20 protein-coding genes and 3 pseudogenes are annotated in these 21789 nt (G+C 70.8%); 6 read left to right on the top strand and 17 right to left on the bottom strand.

Annotation, left to right across the window (positions count from 1 at the left end; all coding sequences use genetic code 11):
* The 7 genes and pseudogenes from NLX86_RS31615 to NLX86_RS31585 form a co-directional block, all read right to left on the bottom strand.
* A pseudogene (locus NLX86_RS31615) lies at positions 1-919 on the bottom strand (hypothetical protein); the annotation flags it as partial.
* Positions 916-1815 carry a xanthine dehydrogenase family protein subunit M gene (locus tag NLX86_RS31610; protein ID WP_254375250.1) on the bottom strand — a complete coding sequence of 300 codons (900 nt, stop codon included), beginning with the start codon at positions 1813-1815 and terminating at the stop codon, positions 916-918. The pseudogene NLX86_RS31615 and the gene NLX86_RS31610, both read right to left, overlap by 4 nt.
* A 288-nt stretch (positions 1816-2103) precedes the next feature.
* On the bottom strand, positions 2104-3801 hold the full coding sequence (locus NLX86_RS31605; RefSeq protein ID WP_374214004.1) for a beta-N-acetylhexosaminidase: 1698 nt from the start codon (positions 3799-3801) through the stop codon (positions 2104-2106).
* A gap of 1 nt (position 3802) precedes the next feature.
* A pseudogene (locus NLX86_RS31600) lies at positions 3803-3925 on the bottom strand (carbohydrate ABC transporter permease); the annotation flags it as partial.
* A gap of 49 nt (positions 3926-3974) precedes the next feature.
* Positions 3975-4128 (bottom strand): annotated as a pseudogene (locus NLX86_RS31595) (ABC transporter substrate-binding protein); the annotation flags it as partial.
* A gap of 172 nt (positions 4129-4300) precedes the next feature.
* A complete protein-coding gene (locus NLX86_RS31590; protein WP_254375249.1) occupies positions 4301-4594 on the bottom strand; it encodes a DUF3039 domain-containing protein in 294 nt (97 codons plus the stop codon).
* A gap of 30 nt (positions 4595-4624) precedes the next feature.
* Positions 4625-5185: a YqgE/AlgH family protein gene (locus tag NLX86_RS31585; protein ID WP_254375248.1), complete on the bottom strand. Its 561-nt coding sequence runs from the start codon at positions 5183-5185 to the stop codon at positions 4625-4627.
* A 251-nt stretch (positions 5186-5436) separates the two neighbouring features.
* Here NLX86_RS31585 and murA point away from each other — a divergent pair, with 251 nt between their 5' ends.
* Positions 5437-6777: a UDP-N-acetylglucosamine 1-carboxyvinyltransferase gene (murA, locus tag NLX86_RS31580; RefSeq protein WP_254375247.1), complete on the top strand. Its 1341-nt coding sequence runs from the start codon at positions 5437-5439 to the stop codon at positions 6775-6777.
* 264 nt (positions 6778-7041) lie between these two features.
* Here the strand turns inward: murA and NLX86_RS31575 are convergent, their stop codons facing one another.
* The 9 genes from NLX86_RS31575 to NLX86_RS31535 form a co-directional block, all read right to left on the bottom strand.
* Positions 7042-7323, bottom strand: a complete 282-nt coding sequence (locus NLX86_RS31575) for an HU family DNA-binding protein (protein ID WP_030875040.1) — start codon at positions 7321-7323, stop codon at positions 7042-7044.
* Positions 7324-7628: 305 nt separating this feature from the next.
* On the bottom strand, positions 7629-9053 hold the full coding sequence (locus NLX86_RS31570) for an NAD-dependent malic enzyme (protein ID WP_254375246.1): 1425 nt from the start codon (positions 9051-9053) through the stop codon (positions 7629-7631).
* Positions 9054-9429: 376 nt separating this feature from the next.
* Complete coding sequence (locus NLX86_RS31565) at positions 9430-12132, bottom strand: UvrD-helicase domain-containing protein (protein WP_254375245.1); 2703 nt, start codon at positions 12130-12132, stop codon at positions 9430-9432.
* Positions 12133-12239: 107 nt separating this feature from the next.
* On the bottom strand, positions 12240-13019 hold the full coding sequence (locus NLX86_RS31560; RefSeq protein WP_254375244.1) for an anti-sigma factor: 780 nt from the start codon (positions 13017-13019) through the stop codon (positions 12240-12242).
* Positions 13016-13642: a sigma-70 family RNA polymerase sigma factor gene (locus NLX86_RS31555; protein ID WP_254375243.1), complete on the bottom strand. Its 627-nt coding sequence runs from the start codon at positions 13640-13642 to the stop codon at positions 13016-13018. The genes NLX86_RS31560 and NLX86_RS31555 overlap by 4 nt, the downstream gene beginning before the upstream one ends.
* 83 nt (positions 13643-13725) lie before the next feature.
* A complete protein-coding gene (locus NLX86_RS31550) occupies positions 13726-14310 on the bottom strand; it encodes an ABATE domain-containing protein (RefSeq protein WP_254375242.1) in 585 nt (194 codons plus the stop codon).
* A 135-nt stretch (positions 14311-14445) separates the two neighbouring features.
* Positions 14446-15585, bottom strand: a complete 1140-nt coding sequence (locus tag NLX86_RS31545; RefSeq protein ID WP_254375241.1) for a uroporphyrinogen-III synthase — start codon at positions 15583-15585, stop codon at positions 14446-14448.
* A gap of 121 nt (positions 15586-15706) precedes the next feature.
* Positions 15707-17089: a NarK/NasA family nitrate transporter gene (locus NLX86_RS31540; RefSeq protein WP_254375240.1), complete on the bottom strand. Its 1383-nt coding sequence runs from the start codon at positions 17087-17089 to the stop codon at positions 15707-15709.
* A gap of 155 nt (positions 17090-17244) precedes the next feature.
* Entirely contained in the window at positions 17245-18210 is a 966-nt protein-coding gene (locus NLX86_RS31535) for a LysR family transcriptional regulator (protein ID WP_254375239.1), read from the bottom strand.
* Positions 18211-18306: 96 nt separating this feature from the next.
* Between NLX86_RS31535 and NLX86_RS31530 the strand changes: the two genes are divergently transcribed.
* The 5 genes from NLX86_RS31530 (at position 18307) to NLX86_RS31510 (ending at position 21328) form a co-directional block, all read left to right on the top strand.
* Positions 18307-19557: an MFS transporter gene (locus NLX86_RS31530; protein WP_374214003.1), complete on the top strand. Its 1251-nt coding sequence runs from the start codon at positions 18307-18309 to the stop codon at positions 19555-19557.
* Positions 19558-19681: 124 nt separating this feature from the next.
* The gene (locus tag NLX86_RS31525) at positions 19682-19957 is read left to right on the top strand and encodes a type II toxin-antitoxin system Phd/YefM family antitoxin (protein ID WP_254375238.1); all 276 of its coding nucleotides are present in this window, start codon (positions 19682-19684) and stop codon (positions 19955-19957) included.
* On the top strand, positions 19954-20211 hold the full coding sequence (locus NLX86_RS31520; protein WP_308409665.1) for a Txe/YoeB family addiction module toxin: 258 nt from the start codon (positions 19954-19956) through the stop codon (positions 20209-20211). The genes NLX86_RS31525 and NLX86_RS31520 overlap by 4 nt, the downstream gene beginning before the upstream one ends.
* A 479-nt stretch (positions 20212-20690) precedes the next feature.
* Positions 20691-20921 carry an antitoxin gene (locus tag NLX86_RS31515; protein WP_254375237.1) on the top strand — a complete coding sequence of 77 codons (231 nt, stop codon included), beginning with the start codon at positions 20691-20693 and terminating at the stop codon, positions 20919-20921.
* The gene (locus NLX86_RS31510; protein ID WP_254375236.1) at positions 20918-21328 is read left to right on the top strand and encodes a type II toxin-antitoxin system VapC family toxin; all 411 of its coding nucleotides are present in this window, start codon (positions 20918-20920) and stop codon (positions 21326-21328) included. The genes NLX86_RS31515 and NLX86_RS31510 overlap by 4 nt, the downstream gene beginning before the upstream one ends.
* 94 nt (positions 21329-21422) lie before the next feature.
* Here NLX86_RS31510 and NLX86_RS31505 read toward each other — a convergent pair whose 3' ends face one another.
* The gene (locus NLX86_RS31505; RefSeq protein ID WP_254375235.1) at positions 21423-21656 is read right to left on the bottom strand and encodes a hypothetical protein; all 234 of its coding nucleotides are present in this window, start codon (positions 21654-21656) and stop codon (positions 21423-21425) included.
* Positions 21657-21789 lie beyond the last annotated feature (133 nt).

Below are 21789 nucleotides of genomic sequence, written 5' to 3'. Positions count from 1 at the left end.
CGTCGGACCGTCGGCCACCTTGCGGGTGCCCGCTGCCGTCTCCGGCGTACAACTTCTCGCCGTCGCGAACCTCGCCGTCGCGAACCTCGCCGTCGGGGCCGCGGCCGTCTTCGGCGTACTGCTGCTCGCCGTCGTGGCCCTCGCCACCAGGCTGGCGGGCACTGTGCGGGTGCCCGCTGCCGTCTTCGGCGTCGGTGTGCTCGCTCTGCGGGTGCGCGGGGTACAGGCCGGCCCGCTGTTCGCTGCCCCGCGGTTCGCGCTCACGCTCGGGTGCCGCTTCGGCGTCGTGCTCGGCTTCCGCCAGGGCGGCGAGGCTCGGCCAGTGGCCGGTCGGTGGCGGGGAGGCGGCCGGCTCGCCGGGATGCTCGCCCGGGCTGCCCTGCGGGCGGGCCCAGGGCGACGGCTGGCCCTCCGCCGCACCCGGTGTGGCCCACGGCGCGGTCGCGCCGCCGGGCAGCGTGGCCGGCGCCGACGCGCCCCAGTGGGCCGCCAGAGCCGAGGTCGTGAACTCGCCCGATTCCTCCGGAAGGTCGCCGCCCGCCACCGGGATGGTCCACTGGCCGGTGAGGTCCGACCCGGTCCCGCCCGAACCCGGCTCCGGCTCCGCCTCCGTGAAGTTCCACTGGCCCGTTGCCCGCGGGTCGTGTGCCGCCGGCTCCGGCCAGCGCACAGCCTCCGGCATCGCCCACGTACCGGTCGCCGACGGGTCGGTGCCCGCGGCGGGGGTGAGCGGGGTGATCACCGGGGGTACGTAGCCGTGCCCCGGGGCGGCCAGGGGCTCGCCGAGGCCCATCATGTCCTCGGGCAGCCTGACGAAGGCCGTGGCCTCCGCGTCGTACTCGCCGCCCTGCGGCACCGGCTGCCACCCACCCTGCTGCTGCGGGTGCTGCGGGCGCCGGGAGTTCTCGTTGTCGCTCATGACGTCAGCGCCCTCCCCAGTGCTCGTCGGGCCAGCGCGGCGACCGTACGCCGCAGATGCAGTACGGCGGGCGACAGGGGGGCCGCCTCCGAGCCGTCCGCCGCCGGGGCCGGGTCCGGAACGCACGCGGCAGCGACGTACTCGCCGAACGCCGCCAGCGCCTCGGGCGCCAGCCCGCGGTCGCCGTCCCAGTCGATGAGCGAGGCGACCCAGCGCTCGGCCTCCAGCGGCCGCAACGGCATCGGCGCCACCGCGCCCACCGCACAGCGCACGCCGCGCCTGGCCGGGTCGAGGACGAGCGCGACGGAGGCTGTGGCGCGGCCGGGGCCGGTCCGGCCGGTCGCCTTCAGGAAGACCTGGGGCGCGTGCAGCAGCGGCACGCGGACAAAACCGATCAGCTCGCCGGGGCTGAGCATCTCCCGGCCGGCCAGCAGATGGGAGACGGGGATCTCGCGGCGGGACCCGCCGGGTCCCGCGATCACCAGAGTCGCTTCCAGGGCGGCCAGGACGGGCAAAGCGTCACCCGTGTGAGCAGCGGTGACGATATTGCCGCCGAGTGTTCCGGCGTTACGGATCTGGGGCGGCCCCGCGGCCCGCGCGGCAGCGGCCAGCGCCGGGATGAGCGCCGCGAAGTCGGGCCGGCCCATCCGCGCGTGCGTGAGGCCCGCGCCCAACAGGGCGTGGCCGTCCTGGTACTGCCAGCCGCGGATCTCGCTGATCCGGCCGAGACCGACCAGCGCCGCGGGTCGCAGCAGTCCCGAGTTGACCGCGGCCATCAGATCGGTGCCACCGGCGACAGGCACGGCGGCGGGCATGGCGGCGAGTGCCGCCACAGCCTCGTCGAGCGAGGCAGGCAGCGTCACGGACTGCGCCGCCTGCGGTGCGTGCGTGGTCAACCCAGCTGCCCCTTCCCGGTGTCCCGGTGTCCCGGCCGTCCCGCCTGTTCCGCCGTACGGTACGTGCTCGCGACCCGGACGTGGCAACTCTGGCACATCTTCCGAGCCGACCGGAGAGAGGGTCCGCGAAGGGTGCATCCGCCCCCGACCAGGGCGATAGTCCGGTTTCTCACACCTTCGCCGCAGAGTGCGAAATGCCACCTTCGGGGACCCTTGTACTACTTATTCCGTACGGGCATCCCACAGTCCCAGGGAAGCGGCGTACGAGCACCGGGCTTCCGGTCCGGCTCACACGATCGGGGGCGCCCCCTCGATCGGGCGTCCGAGAACGGCGTTGATTCCGTCGATTCCCTCGGGGCCCGGCCGCCGCTGCCAGGGCAACGGGCCGCCGGGCGGCCGGTACTCCACGCCGAGGGCGTCAAGTCGGGCGTAGTGCGTGGCCATTCGTGTCTCGAACGCGGCGAAGTCCCGTTCCGCGGGCGCGGGCAGCACCGACCAGGCGACCTCGGCGAAGGCGGCCAGCCGCGGGAACGTCTGGTAGTCGACGCGGCTCTGGTTCTCCATCACCTCGGTCCAGACGTTGGCCTGGGTGCCGAGGATGTGGCCGGCCGCCTGGGCCGACAGCCCCGGCGGCACGGGTTCAAAGCGGTAGACGTCCTCCAGCGTGCGCACATACCCGATGGGCATCGGCTCGTCCTCGCCGCCGGCCTGCCGGTGGTCCAAGTACACCTGCTGCTCGGGGCACATGACGACGTCGTGCCCTGCCTCGGCGGCCGCGATCCCGCCCGCGTAACCACGCCAGGAGGAGACCGCCGCGCCGGACGCGAGGCCGCGGCCCTCCTGGCCGCCCTCCAGGTAGCCGCCCTCCAGGATCTCGTCCCAGCCGATGAGCCGGCGGCCGCGCCCGGCGAGCCACCTGTCGAAGTGCCGGATGAACCACGACTGCAGTTCGTCCTCGTCCGCCAGTCCCAGTTCCCTGATACGGGCCTGGGCGGCCGGGGATGCCTTCCACTGGTCCTTGGGGCACTCGTCCCCGCCGATGTGGATGAAGGGGGACGGGAAGAGGGCAAGGACTTCCTCGAACACGTCCTCGTAGAAGCGCAGGGTGTGGTCACTGGGCGCCAGGACGTTCGGATTGACGCCCCAGGTGTCCCAGACCGACAGGGCGGCCGTATCGACGACATCGGTGTTGCCGAGGTCCGGGTAGGCGACGATGGCGGCCTGGGAGTGGCCGGGGATGTCGATCTCGGGGACGACGGTGATATGCCGCTCCGCGGCGTAGGCGACGATCTCGCGGATGTCGTCCTGGGTGTAGTAACCGCCGTGCGGTGTCCCGGTCCAGAGCGGCGAGGCGCGGTGGCCCCACTTGGTACGGGACCGCCAGGCGCCGACCTCCGTGAGCTTCGGGTGGCGCTTGATCTCGATACGCCAGCCCTGGTCGTCGGTGAGGTGGAGATGAAAGACGTTGAGCTTGTGGGCGGCGAGGAGGTCCAGGTAGCGCAGGACGCCGTCCTTGGGCATGAAGTGGCGTGCCACGTCGAGCATCAGCCCGCGCCAGGCGAATCGCGGGGTGTCCCGGATAGTGATCAGCGGGAGGGTCCAGACCCGGCCCGGCGTGAGCGGAGCGCGCCGGAACGCCTCGGGACCGAGCAGCTGGCGGAGGGTCTGCGCACCCCAGAAGACGCCGGCCGCGCTGCCCCCCTCGATGCGGCGGGCGTACCCGTCGACGACCAGGCGGTATTCCTCGGGGGCGAGTCCGGCGTCAATGCTCAGCACGATGCGGTTGTCGTCGTCGTTGCCGTCCGGCAGCGGAAGCCCGGTGGCTGCCCCGACCGTCGTACGGAGCCAGCGTGCGACGTATTCGGTACCGGTCTGGGGATCGAGCTGCGTCTGTGCGTCGAGAGAGTCGCACGCGGGCCCGGGCGGCACCCGTTCGACGCTCCGCGGTGCCGGAATCAGATCCATCACGTCAGTCATGTCAGTCATGTCAGTCCTTGACCGCTCCGCCGAGGCCCGAGACGAGCCTGCGCTGTACGAGTACGAAGAAGACGAGCACCGGGAGGGTCATCACCGTCGAGGCGGCCGTGATCCCGCCCCAGTCGTTCTCATCCGTCGTCAACTTCCCGTCCCTAAAGGGCCGGGAATCCTCGCAAGATCCCGTTGACCTCCTGGAACAGCCGGACCCGGAGTGTGCTGCTCTTCTCGTCCTTCTTGGCGCTGTTGTCGGAAGTCTGGGGGGGCGCAGGCGGTGGCGGCGAGGCCGGCCTGGGCAAGAGCCGCGATGGGTGCTGCCATTCGGGTGGAGAACGTCATCCGGTAACCCCTACGAGTCGGCGTTGCAACATACGCAACGAACGTTTCGCTCTGCACAACCGGCAGGATTATGGCGGCCACGGCGCGCACGCGAAAGGCCCCCGCCGCGCGCATCAGCGCACCGCGAGGGCCTTTTCGGAGAGTTACAGGTGGAGCCGGCCGGGACGAAGGGCTACTTGTCCTTGCCGCCCTTGCCCTTGTCGCCGCCCGAGCCGCCGACGCCCATCGACTCGTAGATCTCCTTGCACATCGGGCAGACCGGGTACTTCTTCGGGTCACGGCCCGGAACCCAGACCTTGCCGCAGAGCGCGACGACGGGCGTGCCGTCGAGCGCGCTCGCCATGATCTTGTCCTTCTGGACGTAGTGGGCGAAGCGCTCGTGGTCGCCGTCGCCGTGCGACACCTGCGGCGTCGGCTCTACGAGGGTCCCCGTACCTGCCCCGCGCTCGGGCTCAAGAGTGCTCATAGAAGCCAAGGGTACTGAAACCTGCGGGCATCAGTTCAGGGACGGGTCGTCCGGGTACGTGGCCACCATCGCGAGCTCGCTGCGCTGCCGCCGCAGTACGGCCCGCCAGAGCCGTTCCGGGTCCGGAGCCGACACGTCACCCGGCTCGGACTCGACGACGTACCAGGCGCCCTCGATCAGCTCGTCCTCCAGCTGGCCGGGACCCCATCCGGCGTATCCCGCGAAGATCCGCAAGGAGCCGAGAGCGCTGGCCAGCAGCTCGGGGGGCGCCTCCAGGTCGACCAGCCCGATCGCGCCGTGCACCCGCCGCCAGCCGAGCGGGCCCTCCTCACCGGGGATGACGGCCACCCCGAGCGCCGAGTCGAGGGAGACCGGGCCGCCCTGGAAGACGACCCCCGGCTCGCCCGCGAGGGCCGCCCATGCCTCCAGGATGTCGCCGACGCCGACCGGGGTCGGGCGGTTGAGGACCACGCCGAGCGAGCCCTCCTCGTCGTGGTCGAGGAGAAGCACCACCGCGCGGTCGAAGTTCGGATCCGCGAGGGCGGGGGTGGCGACGAGCAGCCGCCCTGTGAGCGAGGACACCTCGGTCATGCCGACATGATCCCGCATCTTTGCCCTCTGGGGGGAGTTAACGGCGGTCTGTGAGCGTATGCAGCTCAGGGCGCACGGCAGCAGCGGGAGCGCGTCGCCGGAAGGGCAACGCTGCGCAGTCCGGGGCATACGGAGCGTGCTGTGGCAAATTCATGACGTTCCCACACCGTCCTGGGCCTTACGGAGCGGGGGTGGTCGCCCCTTACCCTTTTCCCTGGCCCCCTGCCCACCCTCTCCGGAACGCGAGATTCATGACCGGCACAGACGATGTACTGCTTGTCCACGGCGGAACCCCGCTCGAGGGCGAGATCCGTGTCCGCGGCGCCAAGAACCTCGTGCCGAAGGCCATGGTCGCCGCGCTGCTCGGCAGCGGGCCGAGCCGGCTGCGCAATGTGCCCGACATCCGTGATGTGCGGGTCGTGCGCGGGCTGCTCCAGCTGCACGGTGTGACGGTCCGCCCCGGCGACGAGCCGGGCGAACTGGTCCTCGACCCGTCGCACGTCGAAAGCGCCAATGTGGCGGACATCGACGCGCACGCGGGCTCGTCGCGCATTCCCATCCTGTTCTGCGGCCCGCTGCTGCACCGGCTCGGCCACGCGTTCATCCCGGGCCTCGGCGGCTGTGACATCGGCGGCCGGCCGATCGACTTCCACTTCGAGGTGCTGCGCCAGTTCGGCGCGACGATCGAGAAGCGGGCGGACGGGCAGTATCTGGAGGCCCCGCAGCGGCTGCGCGGCACGAAGATCCGGCTGCCGTACCCGTCGGTCGGCTCGACCGAGCAGGTGCTGCTGACGGCCGTGCTGGCCGAGGGCGTCACCGAGCTGTCCAACGCCGCCGTGGAGCCGGAGATCGAGGACCTCATCTGCGTACTGCAGAAGATGGGCGCGATCATCTCCATGGACACCGACCGGACCATCCGGATCACCGGTGTCGACAAGCTCGGCGGCTACAACCACCGTGCGCTCCCGGACCGCCTGGAGGCGGCCTCCTGGGCGTCTGCGGCGCTCGCCACCGAGGGCAACATCTATGTGCGCGGCGCCCAGCAGCGCTCGATGATGACGTTCCTCAACACGTACCGGAAGGTGGGTGGCGCGTTCGAGATCGACGACGAGGGCATCCGCTTCTGGCACCCGGGCGGCCCGCTGAAGGCGATCGCCCTGGAGACGGACGTACACCCCGGTTTCCAGACCGACTGGCAGCAGCCGCTGGTCGTCGCCCTGACGCAGGCGGCCGGGCTCTCCATCGTCCACGAGACGGTCTACGAGTCCCGGCTGGGCTTCACGTCCGCGCTCAACCAGATGGGCGCGCACATCCAGCTGTACCGCGAGTGCCTGGGCGGCTCGGCCTGCCGCTTCGGCCAGCGCAACTTCCTGCACTCGGCGGTCGTTTCCGGCCCCACGAAGCTCCAGGGCGCCGACCTGGTCATCCCGGACCTCCGGGGCGGCTTCTCGTACCTGATCGCGGCCCTGGCGGCCCAGGGCACGTCCAGGGTCCACGGCATCGACCTGATCAACCGCGGCTACGAGAACTTCATGGAGAAGTTGGTCGAGCTGGGAGCGAAGGTCGAACTCCCGGGTGGCGCGCTCGTCTAGGCGCGTCGAACACCGTGCTGATGGCCCCCCTCTGCGGGGGGCCATCGTCGTTGCGGCACAACTATGCACCGGCACGGCAGCGCCCCTCCGGCTGGGGGTCCGGGGGTCACCCCCCGGGACAGCACTGTATGGAGAAGTTGGTCGAGCTGGGAGCGAAGGTCGAACTCCCGGGTGGCGCGCCCGTCTGGGCGAGGACGCGACCGTACGTACGCAGACGGGCGGCCACCCGGACCGGGTGGCCGCCCTTCGTGTTGCCTTCGGGGCTTACTTGCCCTTGGCGGCTTCCTTGAGCTTGGAGCCCGCGGAGACCTTCACGCTGTAGCCGGCCGGGATCTGGATCGGGTCGCCGGTCTGCGGGTTACGAGCGGTGCGAGCGGCACGGTGGGTGCGCTCGAAGGTCAGGAAGCCGGGGATGGTGACCTTCTCGTCGCCCTTGGCGACAACCTCGCCGATCGTCTCGGCGAGAGCGGCCAGAACGGCGTCGGCGTCCTTGCGGGTCACCTCGGCGCGCTCGGACAGAGCGGCCACCAGCTCACTGCGGTTCATGTTGTACTCCCGTGTTCAACTTGCCTATGAGGCGTGAGATCGAAGCCGATGCTGCCAGGGCCCTCGGACAGTCCCCGGACCCGGGTCTGACGTCAGACCCTCGCGCCCGGTCAATCATCCTGCCCCCACCAGCGGCGGGAAAGCCAATCCGGCACCCGCCAGAGTCACACGAAAAGCGCCACTGCCTCGTCGTGGTGACGCTCCGTCGACTCACTGACGCGTACGGCAGCGGGCCGCAGGCCTCTGTGCGGGTATCCCGGCAACCCTAGGGGCGGCCGAGGCGCCGCGTTCCGCGACGCGCCGTGTCACAGCGCGTCAGCACCCGCCCCGGCGGCCCTGGCGGCCGTACGGACGGCTCCGGCGACCGCACCCGCGACCTTCTCGTTGAAGACCGAGGGGATGATGTAGTTCGGGTTGAGCTCGTCCTCGGTGACGACGTCGGCGAGCGCCGCCGCGGCCGCGAGCATCATCTCCGTGTTGACGGTACGGGACTGCGCGTCCAGCAGGCCGCGGAAGACACCCGGGAAGACCAGCACGTTGTTGATCTGGTTCGGGAAGTCCGAGCGGCCGGTGGCCACAACTGCCGCCGTCTGACGGGCGATCGCGGGGTCCACCTCGGGGTCCGGGTTCGCGAGCGCGAAGACGATCGCACCGTCCGCCATGGCCGCCACGTCGCCGCCGCCGAGCACGTTGGGGGCCGAGACACCGATGAACACGTCGGCGCCGGCGACAGCCTGCTTGAGGGTTCCGGTGACGCCCTCCGGGTTGGTGTTGTCGGCGATCCAGCGCAGCGGCGAGTCGGGGTCGGCCGAGACCAGGTCCTCGCGGCCGGCGTGCACGACCCCGTGGATGTCGGCGACGACCGCGTGCTTCACACCTGCGGCGATGAGCAGTTTGAGGATGGCCGTACCGGCCGCGCCGGCGCCGGACATGACGACCCGTACATCGCCAATTCCCTTGCCCACCACGCGAAGTGCGTTGGTCAGGGAGGCGAGGACGACGATCGCCGTGCCGTGCTGGTCGTCGTGGAAGACGGGGATGTCGAGGGCCTCGCGCAGCCGCGCCTCGATCTCGAAGCAGCGGGGCGCGGAGATGTCCTCGAGGTTGATTCCCGCGAAGCCGGGGGCGATCGCCTTGACGATGGCGACGATCTCGTCGGTGTCCTGGGTGTCCAGGCACAGCGGCCACGCGTCGATGCCGGCGAACCGCTTGAAGAGGGCCGCCTTGCCCTCCATCACCGGGAGGGCGGCCTTGGGGCCGATGTTGCCGAGGCCGAGGACGGCGGAGCCGTCCGTCACAACTGCGACGGCGTTGCGCTTGATGGTGAGGCGCCGGGCGTCCTCGGGGTTCTCGGCGATCGCCATGCACACCCGGGCCACACCCGGCGTGTAGATCATCGAGAGATCGTCACGGTTGCGGATGGGGTGTTTGGACTGCATCTCGATCTTGCCGCCGAGGTGCATCAGGAACGTACGGTCGGAGACCTTGCCCAGGACGATGCCCTCGATGGCGCGCAGCTTCTCGACGATCTCGTCGGCGTGCGAGGTGGAGGTGGCGGCGATCGTGACGTCCATCCGCAGCTTCTCGTGGCCGGAAGCGGTCACATCGAGGCCGGTGACCGAGCCGCCGGAGGACTCCACGGCCGTGGTGAGCTGGCTGACCGCGGTTCCGCTCGCGGGGACCTCCAGCCGGACCGTCATCGAGTACGAGACGCTGGGCGCCGTTGCCATGGCCGGTTTCCTCTGCTTTCCCTAGCTTCATTGCTTTACGGCCGCGGCTGTCGCCCGGCAACGCCTTCCGATGGTGACACCTACCTGCCGGTAGCAGGTAATGCGGTCATTTAGTTTTCGGAAAGTAGTTTCCACCATACGAGAAGTTGCGGCCAAACAGAAGAGACCCGCGCCACCGCATGGGTGGCGCGGGTCTCTTCCGTAGATACATACAAGGTGGCACCGACCCGCCATGCTCGCCTCGCGGCAAGTGGTCGCTCTAAGCGACGAAGGTTGGGCCCGGGGGCTTGGATCGAGCCGGTGCCGTACTCAGGCTAACAAAGGATCCCGGAAAGTGATTCCGGTCCCGCGAGTTGGGATCCCGGCCAACACCCGTTCAGTCCCTGAGCAGGTCAGGGACTGCCTCGGCATCCGGGTCGTCGCGCTCGCCCGACACCACCGTGAGCTGCTGCGTGGCGCGGGTCAGCGCCACATACAGGACACGCAGGCCCGCCGGGCTCTCTCCCCCAGAGACTTCGTCCTGGGAGGTACCCCCAGCGATCTCGGCCGGCGACACGACGACCGTCGCGTCGTACTCCAGTCCCTTGGCCTCCAGGCTGCCCAGCGCCACCGCCCGCTCGCCGAGCCCGGCCAGCCACCGTGCGGCCTCCTCGCGCCGGTTCATCGCGACGACGACACCGACCGTGCCGTCCACCCGCTCCAGCAGCCGCTGTGCCTCCTGCCGGACGGCCCCCGCCAGATCGGCGCCCGCCGCGACGAAGCGCGGCTCCACGCCCGTCGAGCGGACCGCCGTCGGGGACTCCATACCGGGCATGGCCAGCGCCAGGATCTTCGCCGCGAGCGCGGCGATCTCGGCCGGGTTGCGGTAGTTCACGGTCAGGGTGAACCGGCGGCGCGGGCGGGTGCCCAGCGCCTCGTCCCGGGCCGCGGCCGCCTCGTCCGGGTCCGACCAGGAGGATTGGGCCGGGTCGCCGACGATCGTCCAGGTCGCGTGCCGGCCGCGCCGGCCGACCATCCGCCACTGCATGGGCGTCAGGTCCTGCGCCTCGTCGACGATGACGTGCGCGTACTCCGTCCGCTCCGCGGCGAGCCGCTCGGCCCGCTCCCACTGGGTCTCCTCGCGCTGCGGCATCAGCTCTTCGAGGCCGGTGAGCTGGTCCAGTGGGTCGTACTCCCGCTTGCGCTTCGGCCGGGCCGGCGTACCGAGCAGCATCTGCAGCTCGTCGAGGAGCGCCACATCGTGTACGGAGAGGGGGCCCTGCCCGTCCGCCCCCACCCGCCGCAGGGACCGGGCCAGCAGCCGGGTCTCGCGCGGGTTGAGCACCCGGCGCGCCCAGCGGCCGAGCCGGCGCTCGTCGGCCATCGCGGCCAGCACCCGGCGCGGGGTGAGCTCGGGCCACCAGGCGTCCATGAACGCGAGGAACTCGGGCTCGGTCGAGACGTCGTCGTCGAAGCCGGAGCGAAGCTCGGCGATCAGCTCGGGGTCCGTGTACCTGCCGCGTCCGTTGGACTTGGCCCACAGGGCGTCGAGGACCAGCCGCCGGGCCCGCGGCCGCAGCAGGTTGATCGGCGCGGTCCCGCCGAGCACGGAGTGCCGGATGCGCTGCAGCTCCTCGGCCACCAGCTCGATCCGCCCCCCGAAGGCGACCACCCGGAGCCGGGTGGGAGTCTCCGGCGCCAGGTCCGCCGCGCCCGCCCTGCCCGCGTCCCGCGCGGAGCGCGCGGAGCGCGCGGACTCGCCGCCGTGCGCAGCGTCGGCATTCGGCCCGGCGGCGTCGCCGAAGGCAAGCTGCTCGGTCCCTGCGGCTGCTGGACCCGCGTCCGGCGCGGGCCCCTCCTCGCCGAAGGCGAGCTGCTCGCCGCCGGGCCCAGCGGGCCGCGCCTGCGCCGGCCACCGTCGGGTACCGGCCCCGGAGCCGGGGGCGTCCGAAGCCCTGCCGGACCGCGGCTGCGCCGCGCCGGCCGGGTCGCTCCCCCGCGCGGAGCACGCAGGCGACGCGGGCTCCAGCGCTCCGCGGGCCGCCTTGCTCAGTACCTTCAGCATCCGGGAGGAGCCCTTGACGCGGGCCACCGCCGGATCGTCGTAAGCCCTCCCGTCGCCCGACCACCGCCCCTCACCGAGGCCCTTCGGGCCGCCCCACTCTGATGCCTCCGCGCCGTCGACCAGCGAGCCGACCGCGCGGATCGCGACCTGCCCCTCCTCGCCCAGCGAGGGCAGCACGCCCTCGGTGTACGCGACGAGCAGCGGGGTCGGCGAGACGACCAGGATGCCGCCCGCGTACCGCCTGCGGTCCTGGTAGAGCAGGTACGCCGCCCGGTGCAGGGCGACGGCGGTCTTGCCGGTGCCGGGGCCGCCCGACACCTCCGTAACGGAGGCGGCGGGGGCGCGGATGACCAGGTCCTGTTCGGCCTGGATGGAGGAGACGATGTCCCGCATGGTGTGGCCGCGGGCCCGGCCGAGCGCGGCCATCAGCGCCCCGTCGCCGATCACCGGCAGGTCGGCGCCGTCCAGTGTGGCGGCGACCTCCGGCCGCATCAGGTCGTCCTCGACCCCGAGGACCTTGCGGCCCTTGGACCGGATGACGCGGCGGCGTACCACCCGGCCCGGATCCTTCGGGGTCGAGCGGTAGAACGGCGCGGCGGCCGGCGCGCGCCAGTCGATGACCAGCGGCGCGTAGTCGGAGTCGAGGACGCCGATCCGGCCGATGTGCAGGGTCTCGGCGATGTCGGCCGTGTTGTCCGGCCGTACGGCGTTGTCGGCGGGCTCGACCGACGTGTACGCGCCGTCCGGTCCCTTCTCGCCGTCCTTGCCGAGCAGCAGGTCGATACGCCCGAAGAGGAAGTCCTCGAACTCGTTGTTGAGCCGGTTGAGGTGGATACCGGCACGGAACACCTGCGCGTCGCGCTCGGCGAGCGCGCCGGGCGTGCCGACCTGGCCACGCTGGGCGGCGTCGTTCATCAAGAATTCCGCCTCGTGGATCTTCTCCTCGAGGCGGCGGTACACCTGGTCCAGGTGATTCTGCTCGACACCGATCTCACGGTCTCGTACGGAATCGACAGCGGCATCCTGCGCGGCCACCGAGGCCCCCTTCTGACGTGCTGTGGGCAGCCGTCAACCGTACGCGAAGGGGGCCCCGATATGCACGCGCTGTGAGGCGTCCGTCTGTCAGGCGTCCACCTCGACTGTCAGGCGTCCACCTCGACCAGCCGTTTGCCGTCGAACGTCCGGACCTCGAAATGATCGATGTCGTTCCGGTCCATCGCCGCGCCGCCATGGACGTACAGCGGGTTCTTGGCCGACTCGTTCGTGCTGTCCGGGATGCCGTAGCCCCACTTGGGCACGGCCCAGGAGGTGACCGTCTCTTCCTCGCCGGTCTTGGACACCGCGACCAGACTGCACTTCAGCGGGCCCTTGACGTTCTTGAGTTCCAGGACGGTGTGCGTCCCCCAGCCCTTCTTCTCCAGCCCCACCGTGGCGCTGACCTTGGTCGACGCGTCGGTCGCCTTGATCTTCTCCTCCATGTGGTTGAAGAAGGCGTCCTCGGCCGGGCTGGTCGGATGGGGCTCCGCCACGTTGTTCCCGCTGTCGTCCCCGGACGTCGCCACGACCGCCACCGCCGGCCCGCCGATGACCAGCACCGCCGCGGCCGCCACCATGTAGAAGCTGCGCCGCCTGCGCTGTGCGCGCTTCTCGGCGACGTCGTCGACGAGGTTGTCGAGCAGCTTGCTGCTGGGCGCCGTCACCCTCGCGGGCGGCCCCGGAGCCTCGGCGAGCATCGCGAGCATGGGTTCCATGCCGGCGAACTCGTCCAGGTGGGAGGCGCAGATCTCGCAGCCGGCGAGATGCGCCTCGAAGGCCGTGGCCTCCGCGTCATCCAGAATGCCGAGCACGTACGCGCCGGCGGCATCGTGCGAGCTGTTGCCGTCCTGCGCGTTGTTGCCGGGGTACCACCCCTGCGCGGTCATGCCGTCACTCCTCGTTCTTCGAGCGCGAGCTTCATGGAGCGCAGCGCGTAGAACACCCTGGACCGCACCGTCCCGCTGGGTATGCCGAGTATCTCGGCAGCCTCATTGACCGTACGTCCCTTGAAGTACGTCTCGACCAGCACCTCCCGGTGAGCAGGTGTCAGATCGTCGAGCGCATCAGAGAGCGTCATCAGCCACAACGCCTTGTCAATCTCGTCCTCCGCGGGCATGACCTCGAGCGGCGACGGCTCGACCTCTTGTGGCCGAGCTTGCCTACTGCGATGACCGTCGATGACGATACGCCGGGCGACGGTCACCAGCCAGGGCCGGACCGAACCAGTGGCGTTGCTGAGCTGACCTGCGTTCTTCCAGGCCCGGATGAGGGTCTCCTGGACGACGTCCTCGGCGCGCTGGCGATCGCCCGCGACCAGGCGGAGTACGTACGCGAGAAGCGGACCCGCGTGCTCGCGGTAGAGCGCCCGCATCAACTCCTCGTCGGGGACGGAGGACTGGGAGCGCGGCACCTCACTGCGATGTCGTGCCCGTTGCGGGCGGTCATCGGCCACGGCGGCATCCTTGCGCACCAGAACCTCCAGGTCGAGACAGCCGGACTCTTCCTCCATCACTACGGAAGGCGGAGGCGGTTGTGCTCAACGCGGCAGAAAGATTCTTTCAAGATCTTTTACGGCCGTGGCTACGGCTGCCGCTACGGCTGTGCGGCGACGGACCGCCGCCGGTGCCGGGCGACCCGCTCGCGGTTCCCGCACACCTCGCTGGAGCACCAGCGCCGACGACGCCCGCGGGAGGTGTCCAGGTAGACGAGCGAGCAGCCGTCGCCCTCGCACTGCCGCAGCCGGGCCCGCGCGACCGGGTCGGTCAGCAGCTCGACGGCGTCCCGGGCCACCGCGGCGAGCAGCGCGCCGCAGTCCGGGTCGGCGCCGAGTGTCCGGACCAGCTCACCGCTCGCCGCGCGCACGGCGCACAGCGGGGGCGGCGGCCCGCCCGCCAGCGCGTTGACCCGCGCCAGGGCCTCCTCGGCGGGCTTGCCCTCGATCTCCGCGCGCACCAATTCGCCCACATCGCCGCGCAGTTCCCGGAAGCGCGCCAGCCAGCCCGCGTCGACGGCCGTGAGCACGGTGCCCGCCGGTACGAGTCCGACGCCGGTCAGCCACGCCCGTAGCCGGTCGCGCCCGTCGAGCCGCTCCGCCGGATACGCTCCGGTCGCCACCAGGTCCAGGCAGATCCGCCCGGAGTCGAACCGCAGCTCGTACGAGCCCATGCCCGCCGCCATGCGCCTGTCACCGCCTCGGGATTCACGGGTGAGTACCGTCCCCCCAGAGTGCCTGCCCCGACGCCCGGCCGGAACCCCTGCTACCGGCCAGGCGCGTCCGTACGGCAGACCGGGGCTGCCTGGCAGCGGCAGCCGCTACGCGTCGGCGTACTTCGCGTCCGCGGCCGGGTCCAGGGCCAGCCGGTAGCCGCGCTTGACCACGGTCTGGATCAGCTTCGGGGCGCCCAGCGCGGTACGCAGCCGGGCCATCGCCGTCTCGACGGCGTGCTCGTCGCGGCCCGCGCCCGGCAGCGCCCGCAGCAGTTCCGCGCGGGCGACGACCCAGCCGGGGCGGCGGGCCAGCGTACGCAGCAGGGACATGCCGGCGGGCGGCACGGGACGCAGGGCGTCGTCGATCAGGACCGCGTGGCCGCGGATCTCGACGCGGTGCCCGGCGACGGGCAGGGTGCGGGCGCGGGAGGGCAGTTCCTGGCAGAGCAGCTGCACCAGGGGGCCCAGCCGGAAGCGCTCCGGCTGCGAGGTGTCGATGCCGTGGTCCTGGAGGGGCAGGGCGGTGACCGGGCCTACGCAGGCCGACAGGACGTCGTGCCGCAGGGCGTCCAGCAGCTCGGGGAGCAGCCCGCGGTGCTCGGCACGGGAGAGCAGCGAGGCGGCGGCCGGGGCGCTGGTGAAGCTGACCGCGTCCAGGGAGCGGGAGACGGTGGCGTCGAGGAGACGGTCCAGCGGCGCGATGTCCTCGGGCGGCATCCAGCGGTAGACGGGTACGCCGACGACTTCGGCGCCCCCGGCCCGCAGCGCCTCGACAAAGCCGGGCAGCGGGTCGCCGTGCAGCTGGATGGCGACCCGGCGGCCGTCCACGCCCTCGGCCAGCAGCCGGTCCAGTACCTCCGCCATGGACTCGGAGGCGGGAGACCATTCCTCGGTGAGGCCGGCGGCCCGGACCGCGCCCTTCACCTTCGGTCCGCGCGCGAGGAGTTCGACGCCGCGCAGCCGCGCGAGGAGGTCCTCGCCGATGCCCCAGCCGTCGGCGGCCTCCACCCATCCGCGGAAGCCGATCGCGGTCGTCGCGATCACCACGTCCGGGGCGTGTGCGATCAGTTCCTTGGTCGCGGCGAGGAGTTCGCTGTCGTCGGCGACCGGCACGATCCGCAGGGCGGGGGCGTGCAGTACGGCCGCACCGCGCCGCTGCAGCAGCGCCCCGAGCTCGTCCGCGCGCCGGGCCGCCGTGACGCCGACCGTGAAGCCCGCGAGAGGGCCGTGCTGTGTTTCGTTCATGGCTGGTGCCCCGCTCTGTGCATGGGGGTGTTACGTGCTGGTGCCGGCGGACCGAGCCTGCCAACGGGGCGTGACGGGCTCGGTTCGCCGGTATTTCGCCGTCGTTAACGGACGTTACGGATTACACCTCGGCGTAGCTGAGCTGCGGCTTCGCTTCCGTGATCTCTGTCCGCGCGGGGGCGGCGGCCGGCCGCCGAAGGTATACCGCCCACGTCACCACGAAGCACACCCCGTAGAAGGCGAGGAAGGTGACGAAGGCCGCGGTGCCGGACCCGGAGGTGAGGAACGCCTGCCGGAAGACGAGGTTGATGCCGAGCCCGCCGAGCGCGCCCACCGCGCCGATGAGCCCCATGGAGGCGCCGGACAGCCGGCGTCCGTAGGCCGCGGCGGCCTCTCCCGACATCCCCTTGGCGAGGGCCTTGGCCTGGAAGATGCCCGGGATCATCTTGTACGTGGAGCCGTTGCCGAGCCCGGTCAGGATGAACAGGGCGATGAAGCCGGTCAGGAAGACCGCCAGGGACTTCTCGAACGACGCGTAGACCACTGCCCCGGTCGCGGCAGCCATCGCGGCGAAGTTCCACAGGGTGATCCGGGCCCCGCCGAGGCGGTCGGCCAGCGAGCCGCCGACCGGGCGGATCAGGGAGCCGAGCAGCGGACCGACGAAGGTCAGCGAGGCGGCCTGGAGGGGCGTGCGGCCGAACTGGGTCTGGAGCACCAGGCCGAAGGCGAAGCTGTAGCCGATGAACGACCCGAAGGTCCCGATGTACAGGAAGGCCATGATCCAGGTGTGCCCGTCCCCCACCGCTTCCTTCGCGGCCCCGGTGTCGTTGCGGACGGGGGCGAGGTTGTCCATGCACAGCAGCGCGAAGACGGCGGCGAGCACGATCAGCGGGATGTAGGCGGCGAGCACGATCCGCGGGTGCGTGGCACCGGCCGTGCCGATGACCAGCAGGCCCACGAGCTGCACCACCGGTACGCCGATGTTGCCGCCGCCGGCGTTCAGGCCGAGCGCCCAGCCCTTCTTCCGCAGCGGGAAGAAGGAGTTGATGTTGGTCATCGAGGAGGCGAAGTTTCCGCCTCCGACGCCGGTGAGCGCGGCGACCACCATGAAGGTGGTGTACGAGGTGCCGGGCTTCATCACGAACAGTGCGGCCACCGTCGGCAGCAGCAGCATCAGCGCGCTGAAGACCGTCCAGTTCCGGCCGCCGAATCGGGCGACGGCGAACGTGTAGGGGACGCGGACGACCGCGCCGACCAGGGTGGCCGTGGCGATCAGGAAGAACTTCCCGGCCGGGTCGATCCCGTACTGCGGTCCCATGAAGAGGACCATCACCGACCACAGGGTCCAGATGGAGAAACCGATGTGCTCGGACAGTACGGAGAAGATCAGATTGCGCCGGGCGATCCGCTCCCCCTTCTCCTTCCAGAAGGTCTCGTCCTCCGGGTCCCACTGCTCGATCCAGCGGCCCCCCTTGCGCAAAGCGGTGGTGGTCGGGGCAGTCATCACGCCTCCACAGATGTCGGGTCCGTGATGCCTGACCGTAGGGTTGGCTCGTTTCAGCCCCGTGCCGTCGGATGACTGGCGCGAAACCTTGCTCTCACCCCGCTGTCGGCCCCTGTGTGAGACCGTGGCGTCCGCCTTCCGCGTCCGGTCCGCCATCAGGGAGCCACCGCCATATCGGCCTCGGGCATCCAGCTGCCGGGCGCCGGATCGAGCCAGCCCTCCTCCTGCGCGAGGCCCGTCACGGCCGCACGCAGCGCTTCGAGCCCTGGGTGCCTCAGCCCTTTCCGCCACACCATGGACACCGGCGACAGCGGTACGGGATCCACCAGCGGCCGCAGCACGGCCCCCGGCAGCTCGGGAAAGTCCACCGCCACCAGCACCGGGTTCCGGCTCTTCGCCATCACCCGGCGGAACTCCTCGTGCCCGACCGCCACCGGCGCCGGCGGTGCCACGTCGATCCCCCGGCCGGCGAACAGCAGCCGGGCGAAATCCGTCCACTCCAGGGTCCGCGGATTGCCCGCTCCCGCGTACACGGACTCCCCCGCAAGCGCGTCCAGCGGCACCTCCGGGCGGTCCGCCAGCAGATGCCCGTACGGCAGCAGGACGGCCAGCGGCTCGTACCGGACCGGCTGATGGGCCAGGCGCGCGCGGACGGCCGGCTCCAGGCCGGCGAACCGACCGAAGGAGACATCGAGCCGCCAGGCGAGGATCTCGGCGGCGGCGCCGGTGAGCCCGCTCTCGAAGCGGGCCATCAGCTCGCAGCCGGGCGCCAGTTCACGGGCGCGGGCCAGCACCCGCCCGGAGATCATGCCTTCGGTGTTGAGGTCGACGAGCAGCGGCCGGGCGGCGTCGCCGGTCCCCGCGAAGGCCGCCGCCAGGTCGTCCTGTGCCTCCAGCACGCGGCGGGCGTACGGCAGCAGCCGCTCACCGTCCGCGGTGAGGGAGACCTGCCGGGTGGTCCGTACGAACAGCTCGGCGCCCAACTCCCGCTCCAGCCGCCGGATGTCCCGGCTGAGCGCCTGCTGGGCGACGTAGAGCCGTGCGGCGGCCCGGGTGAAGTGCATCTCGTCGGCGGCCGCGGTGAAGGCGCGGAGCAGCCGGGGCTCGATGTCTCTGGCCATTGAACGAATTTACACGGCTCATTTACAACACAGGTGCGTCAATAGCGCCGGAGCAGGTGTTGGACCGGCGCGGACACGCACAGCGAGGGTTGCCGCATGCCGCATTCGCCCGATTCCCCGCTGACCGCCATGCCCGAGGCCGCCCCGGTCTCTCCCGGCCCTCGCAACCCGTACGTCCGCCTCTTCGCCACGCCCGGCGCGCGCGCCTTCACGGCGGGCAATCTGATCGCGCGGCTCCCCATGGGGATGTTCAGCGTGAGCGCCGTCATGATGATCGCCGGGTCGCGCGGCTCGTACGCCCTGGCGGGCGCGGTCACCGCGACCGGCCTCGCCGTCACCGCGCTCGTCGCCCCCTGGACCGCCCGCCTGGTGGACCGGCACGGCCAGGCCCGTATCGCGGTGCCCGCGACCGCGATCGCGGCGCTCGGCTCGCTCGCCCTGCTGCTGTGCGTGCGCCACGACGCTCCCGACTGGACGCTCTTCGCCGCGTACGCCGCCACCGCCACCACCCCCAACACCGGCGGAATGTCCCGCGCCCGCTGGGCCCACCTGCACAAGGACGATCCCGCCACGCTGCACACCGCCAACTCCTTCGAACAGGCCGCCGACGAGCTCTGCTTCATGCTCGGCCCGGTGCTGGCGGCCTTCCTGTGCACCGCCCTCTTCCCGGAGGCGGGCACCCTGACCGGCGCGGTCCTGCTCCTCACCGGCGTACTGCTCTTCGCCGCCCAGCGGGCGACCGAGCCACCCGTCGCACCCCGCAGCAGGGCGCGCTCACCGCTGCGCGTTCCGGGCATGCCGCCGCTGCTGGCGGCGTTCCTCGCCACCGGCGCGGTCTTCGGCTCCATGGAGGTCGTCACCATCGCCTTCGCCGATGACCGCGGCCACCGCGCGGCCGCGGGCACAGTCCTCGCGCTCCAGGCGGCGGGATCCTGTGTGGCCGGACTGCTGTACGGATCGCTGCGCCCGGCGGGCCACCCGCGGGCCCGCCTGCTGCTCTGCGTCGCCGCGATGGCGGCCCTGATGAGCCTGCCGCTGCTGGCGGCCACGATCACCGGATCGCTGCTCGCGGTCGCCGCGTCGCTGCTGCCGGCCGGGATGGCCACTGCTCCCACCATGGTCACCGGCATGACGCTCGTACAGCGCCGCATACCGGTGGACCGGCTGAACGAGGGCATGAGTCTGGCCGTGACCGCCCTGCTCGGCGGCATCGCCTGCGGCTCGGCGGCGGGCGGCTGGGCGGTGGAGCGCTTCGGCGCGGCCGCCGGCTACGCGGTGCCGGTCGCGGCGGCGGCGCTGGCCCTGCTCATCACGGCGGCGGGAACGACGAAGGCCCCGCTGTCCTAGACAGCGGGGCCTTCGCCTCACATGGGAATTGCGGAGATGGCGGCAATAACGCTCTCCGGCTGTACGACTTTCGGGTACCGATTCAGTACCATATAGTTGTACCACTGAGAGGGGAGTGATCACCATGTCCATAAGCGCCAGCGAAGCGCGAGCAACGCTCTTCCCGCTCATCGAGCGCGTCAACACCGACCACACCCCCGTGCGCATCAGCTCCAAGAGCGGCGACGCCGTCCTCATGTCCGCCGACGACTACGACTCGTGGCAGGAGACCGTCTACCTGCTGCGCTCCCCCGAGAACGCCAAGCGCCTGATGGCGGCTGTTGCCCGGGACCGCGAGAGCGCGCCCACGATCAGCAAGACGCTGGATGAGCTGAGGGAGCTGGCCGGGGGCGAGGAGTGAGAAGTGCTCACTTCGATCCCGACGGCTGGGAGGACTTCCACTTCTGGCTCGCCTCGGACCGGAAGATGGCTCGCAGGATCACCCGTCTGATCGGCGAGATCCAGCGCGATCCGTTCAACGGGATCGGCAAGCCCGAGCCGCTGAAAGGCGATCTTTCGGGCTACTGGTCCCGCCGGATCGACGACGAACACCGGCTCGTGTACCGGGCGGGCGAGAAGGAAGTGAAGATCCTCAAGGCCCGCTACCACTACTGACCGACAGCGCCCGGCGGGCCCGTCCACGATTGCCGCCAGGGACGGGCAACGCTGCCGCTACGCCGTCTCGCTTTCTCCGCCGCCGTCGCTGCGCACGCCGCCACCAATCACCGGCACCAGCCACGGGCAGAACATCGAGATCCTGGACGAGATCCGCCGAGAGGGCACCGAGTGACCGACGACATCACCACCACAAACCAGCGCTTCCGACCTTCTCCGCCGCGCCGACGAACTGCCGGAAGCCTCCCGCCCAGGGGAGTCGGCGACCTGGGCGGATACCTGTGAGCACAGGTCAGCGCCGTACGTGACGACATGGGACGGCACGAGATGACAGGGGTGGTGCTCCCGCGGGGAGCACAAACGATCACGGTCCGGGGTGGAGGTGGACCTCAACCTCTACGCCCCGGGAGGTGGGGTCGGAGCAGCCACAGGTGCCGGTGAAGCGCCCTCGATGCCTGCAAAATGCTTTCAGTGCAGCTATGACCGCTCTCACCATCCGGGACGTACCCGAAGACCAGGTTCAGACGCTCAAGATCCGCGCCGTCCAGACAGGTAAGAGCCTCCAGGCATACCTCCTGGAGGTCATCGCCCGTGAGACCGCACGGCCCACCATGGCCGAGATGGTGGAGCGCCTGAACCGGGAAACCACCGCCCGGGTCACCACCGCCGACGTCCTCGCAGCGATCGACGAGGGGCGGGCCGGACGTTGATCGTCATTGACTGCTCCGCCCTCGTCACCGCGCTCACCGCCCATACACCCGACGGCGTACAGGCCCGCGAAGAGATGGCCAAGGCAACCGAGGTCTTCGCCCCCACTCTGATCGACTACGAGGTCACCTCAGCCCTTCTGGGCATGCACCGAGGCAGCAAGATCACTGGCGAGGAGATGGAGAGGGCGATGGACGCCTACCAACTCCTCCCTCTCACCAAGCGGGAAAGCCTCCCGTTCTGGACCAGGGTGAGAAAGCTGTACGCGAACCTGTCCGCCTACGACGCCCAGTACGTCGCCCCCGCCGAAGCGCTCGGCGTTCCGCTGGTGACCGCCGACGCACGGATCAAGAAGGGCCTCGGCACACAGGCCCGCTGCGAGATCACCGTCATCGGCGAGGACGCCTGACCCACACACCCCCGGCCCCGCCTGCATCCCTGCGGGTGTGGCCGAGCCATGCCCTTACGATCACCCGCCCCGGCACGAGAGCCAGGGGGCGTGGCTATGCGCCGTCGCCTTCCTCGGATGGCGAACTGTCATCTCGTTCCATGTATGGCCGGATGGTGGCGAGCGGCTGCCGGTAGCGGCCGGCGACCACGACCACTGTCGCACCGTCCTCGTACACGCGCCGTAGAACGCGGGCCGTCTGCTGGTTCAACTCGGCAACGGGAACCTCGATGATCTCCACGTTGGCGAGATTACTACCTTGTAGTAAGTTGACGATCTGTTGAACCATGGGTAACTCCCTTGATCAGGAGAGAAGTTGGCTGCCTCCTTGTTCCTGATCAAGAAGGGTAGGAAGCTGCTGCTGATTGAGTGTCCATGAGTGTCTATTGCATGTCATGAGTAGCGTATGATCTTGCTTATGA

It is taken from the genome of Streptomyces sp. A3M-1-3 (genome assembly GCF_024213665.1).
Classification (GTDB): domain Bacteria; phylum Actinomycetota; class Actinomycetes; order Streptomycetales; family Streptomycetaceae; genus Streptomyces.
Note: the sequence above shows the minus strand (reverse complement) of the source record. Positions and strands in the feature narration are given on the sequence as shown.

What these genes read in the sequence shown, in the direction of transcription:
- murA (WP_254375247.1), top strand. Translation starts at nt 5,437, where the DNA reads ATGACCGGCACAGACGATGTACTGCTTGTCCACGGCGGAACCCCGCTC.
- NLX86_RS31555 (WP_254375243.1), bottom strand. Translation starts at nt 13,642, where the DNA reads ATGGAGGAAGAGTCCGGCTGTCTCGACCTGGAGGTTCTGGTGCGCAAG.
- NLX86_RS31560 (WP_254375244.1), bottom strand. Translation starts at nt 13,019, where the DNA reads ATGACCGCGCAGGGGTGGTACCCCGGCAACAACGCGCAGGACGGCAAC.
- NLX86_RS31550 (WP_254375242.1), bottom strand. Translation starts at nt 14,310, where the DNA reads ATGGCGGCGGGCATGGGCTCGTACGAGCTGCGGTTCGACTCCGGGCGG.
- NLX86_RS31570 (WP_254375246.1), bottom strand. Translation starts at nt 9,053, where the DNA reads ATGGCAACGGCGCCCAGCGTCTCGTACTCGATGACGGTCCGGCTGGAG.
- NLX86_RS31525 (WP_254375238.1), top strand. Translation starts at nt 19,682, where the DNA reads ATGTCCATAAGCGCCAGCGAAGCGCGAGCAACGCTCTTCCCGCTCATC.
- NLX86_RS31545 (WP_254375241.1), bottom strand. Translation starts at nt 15,585, where the DNA reads ATGAACGAAACACAGCACGGCCCTCTCGCGGGCTTCACGGTCGGCGTC.
- NLX86_RS31540 (WP_254375240.1), bottom strand. Translation starts at nt 17,089, where the DNA reads ATGACTGCCCCGACCACCACCGCTTTGCGCAAGGGGGGCCGCTGGATC.
- NLX86_RS31535 (WP_254375239.1), bottom strand. Translation starts at nt 18,210, where the DNA reads ATGGCCAGAGACATCGAGCCCCGGCTGCTCCGCGCCTTCACCGCGGCC.
- NLX86_RS31515 (WP_254375237.1), top strand. Translation starts at nt 20,691, where the DNA reads ATGACCGCTCTCACCATCCGGGACGTACCCGAAGACCAGGTTCAGACG.
- NLX86_RS31605 (WP_374214004.1), bottom strand. Translation starts at nt 3,801, where the DNA reads ATGACTGACATGACTGACGTGATGGATCTGATTCCGGCACCGCGGAGC.
- NLX86_RS31505 (WP_254375235.1), bottom strand. Translation starts at nt 21,656, where the DNA reads ATGGTTCAACAGATCGTCAACTTACTACAAGGTAGTAATCTCGCCAAC.
- NLX86_RS31585 (WP_254375248.1), bottom strand. Translation starts at nt 5,185, where the DNA reads ATGACCGAGGTGTCCTCGCTCACAGGGCGGCTGCTCGTCGCCACCCCC.
- NLX86_RS31575 (WP_030875040.1), bottom strand. Translation starts at nt 7,323, where the DNA reads ATGAACCGCAGTGAGCTGGTGGCCGCTCTGTCCGAGCGCGCCGAGGTG.
- NLX86_RS31530 (WP_374214003.1), top strand. Translation starts at nt 18,307, where the DNA reads ATGCCGCATTCGCCCGATTCCCCGCTGACCGCCATGCCCGAGGCCGCC.
- NLX86_RS31590 (WP_254375249.1), bottom strand. Translation starts at nt 4,594, where the DNA reads ATGAGCACTCTTGAGCCCGAGCGCGGGGCAGGTACGGGGACCCTCGTA.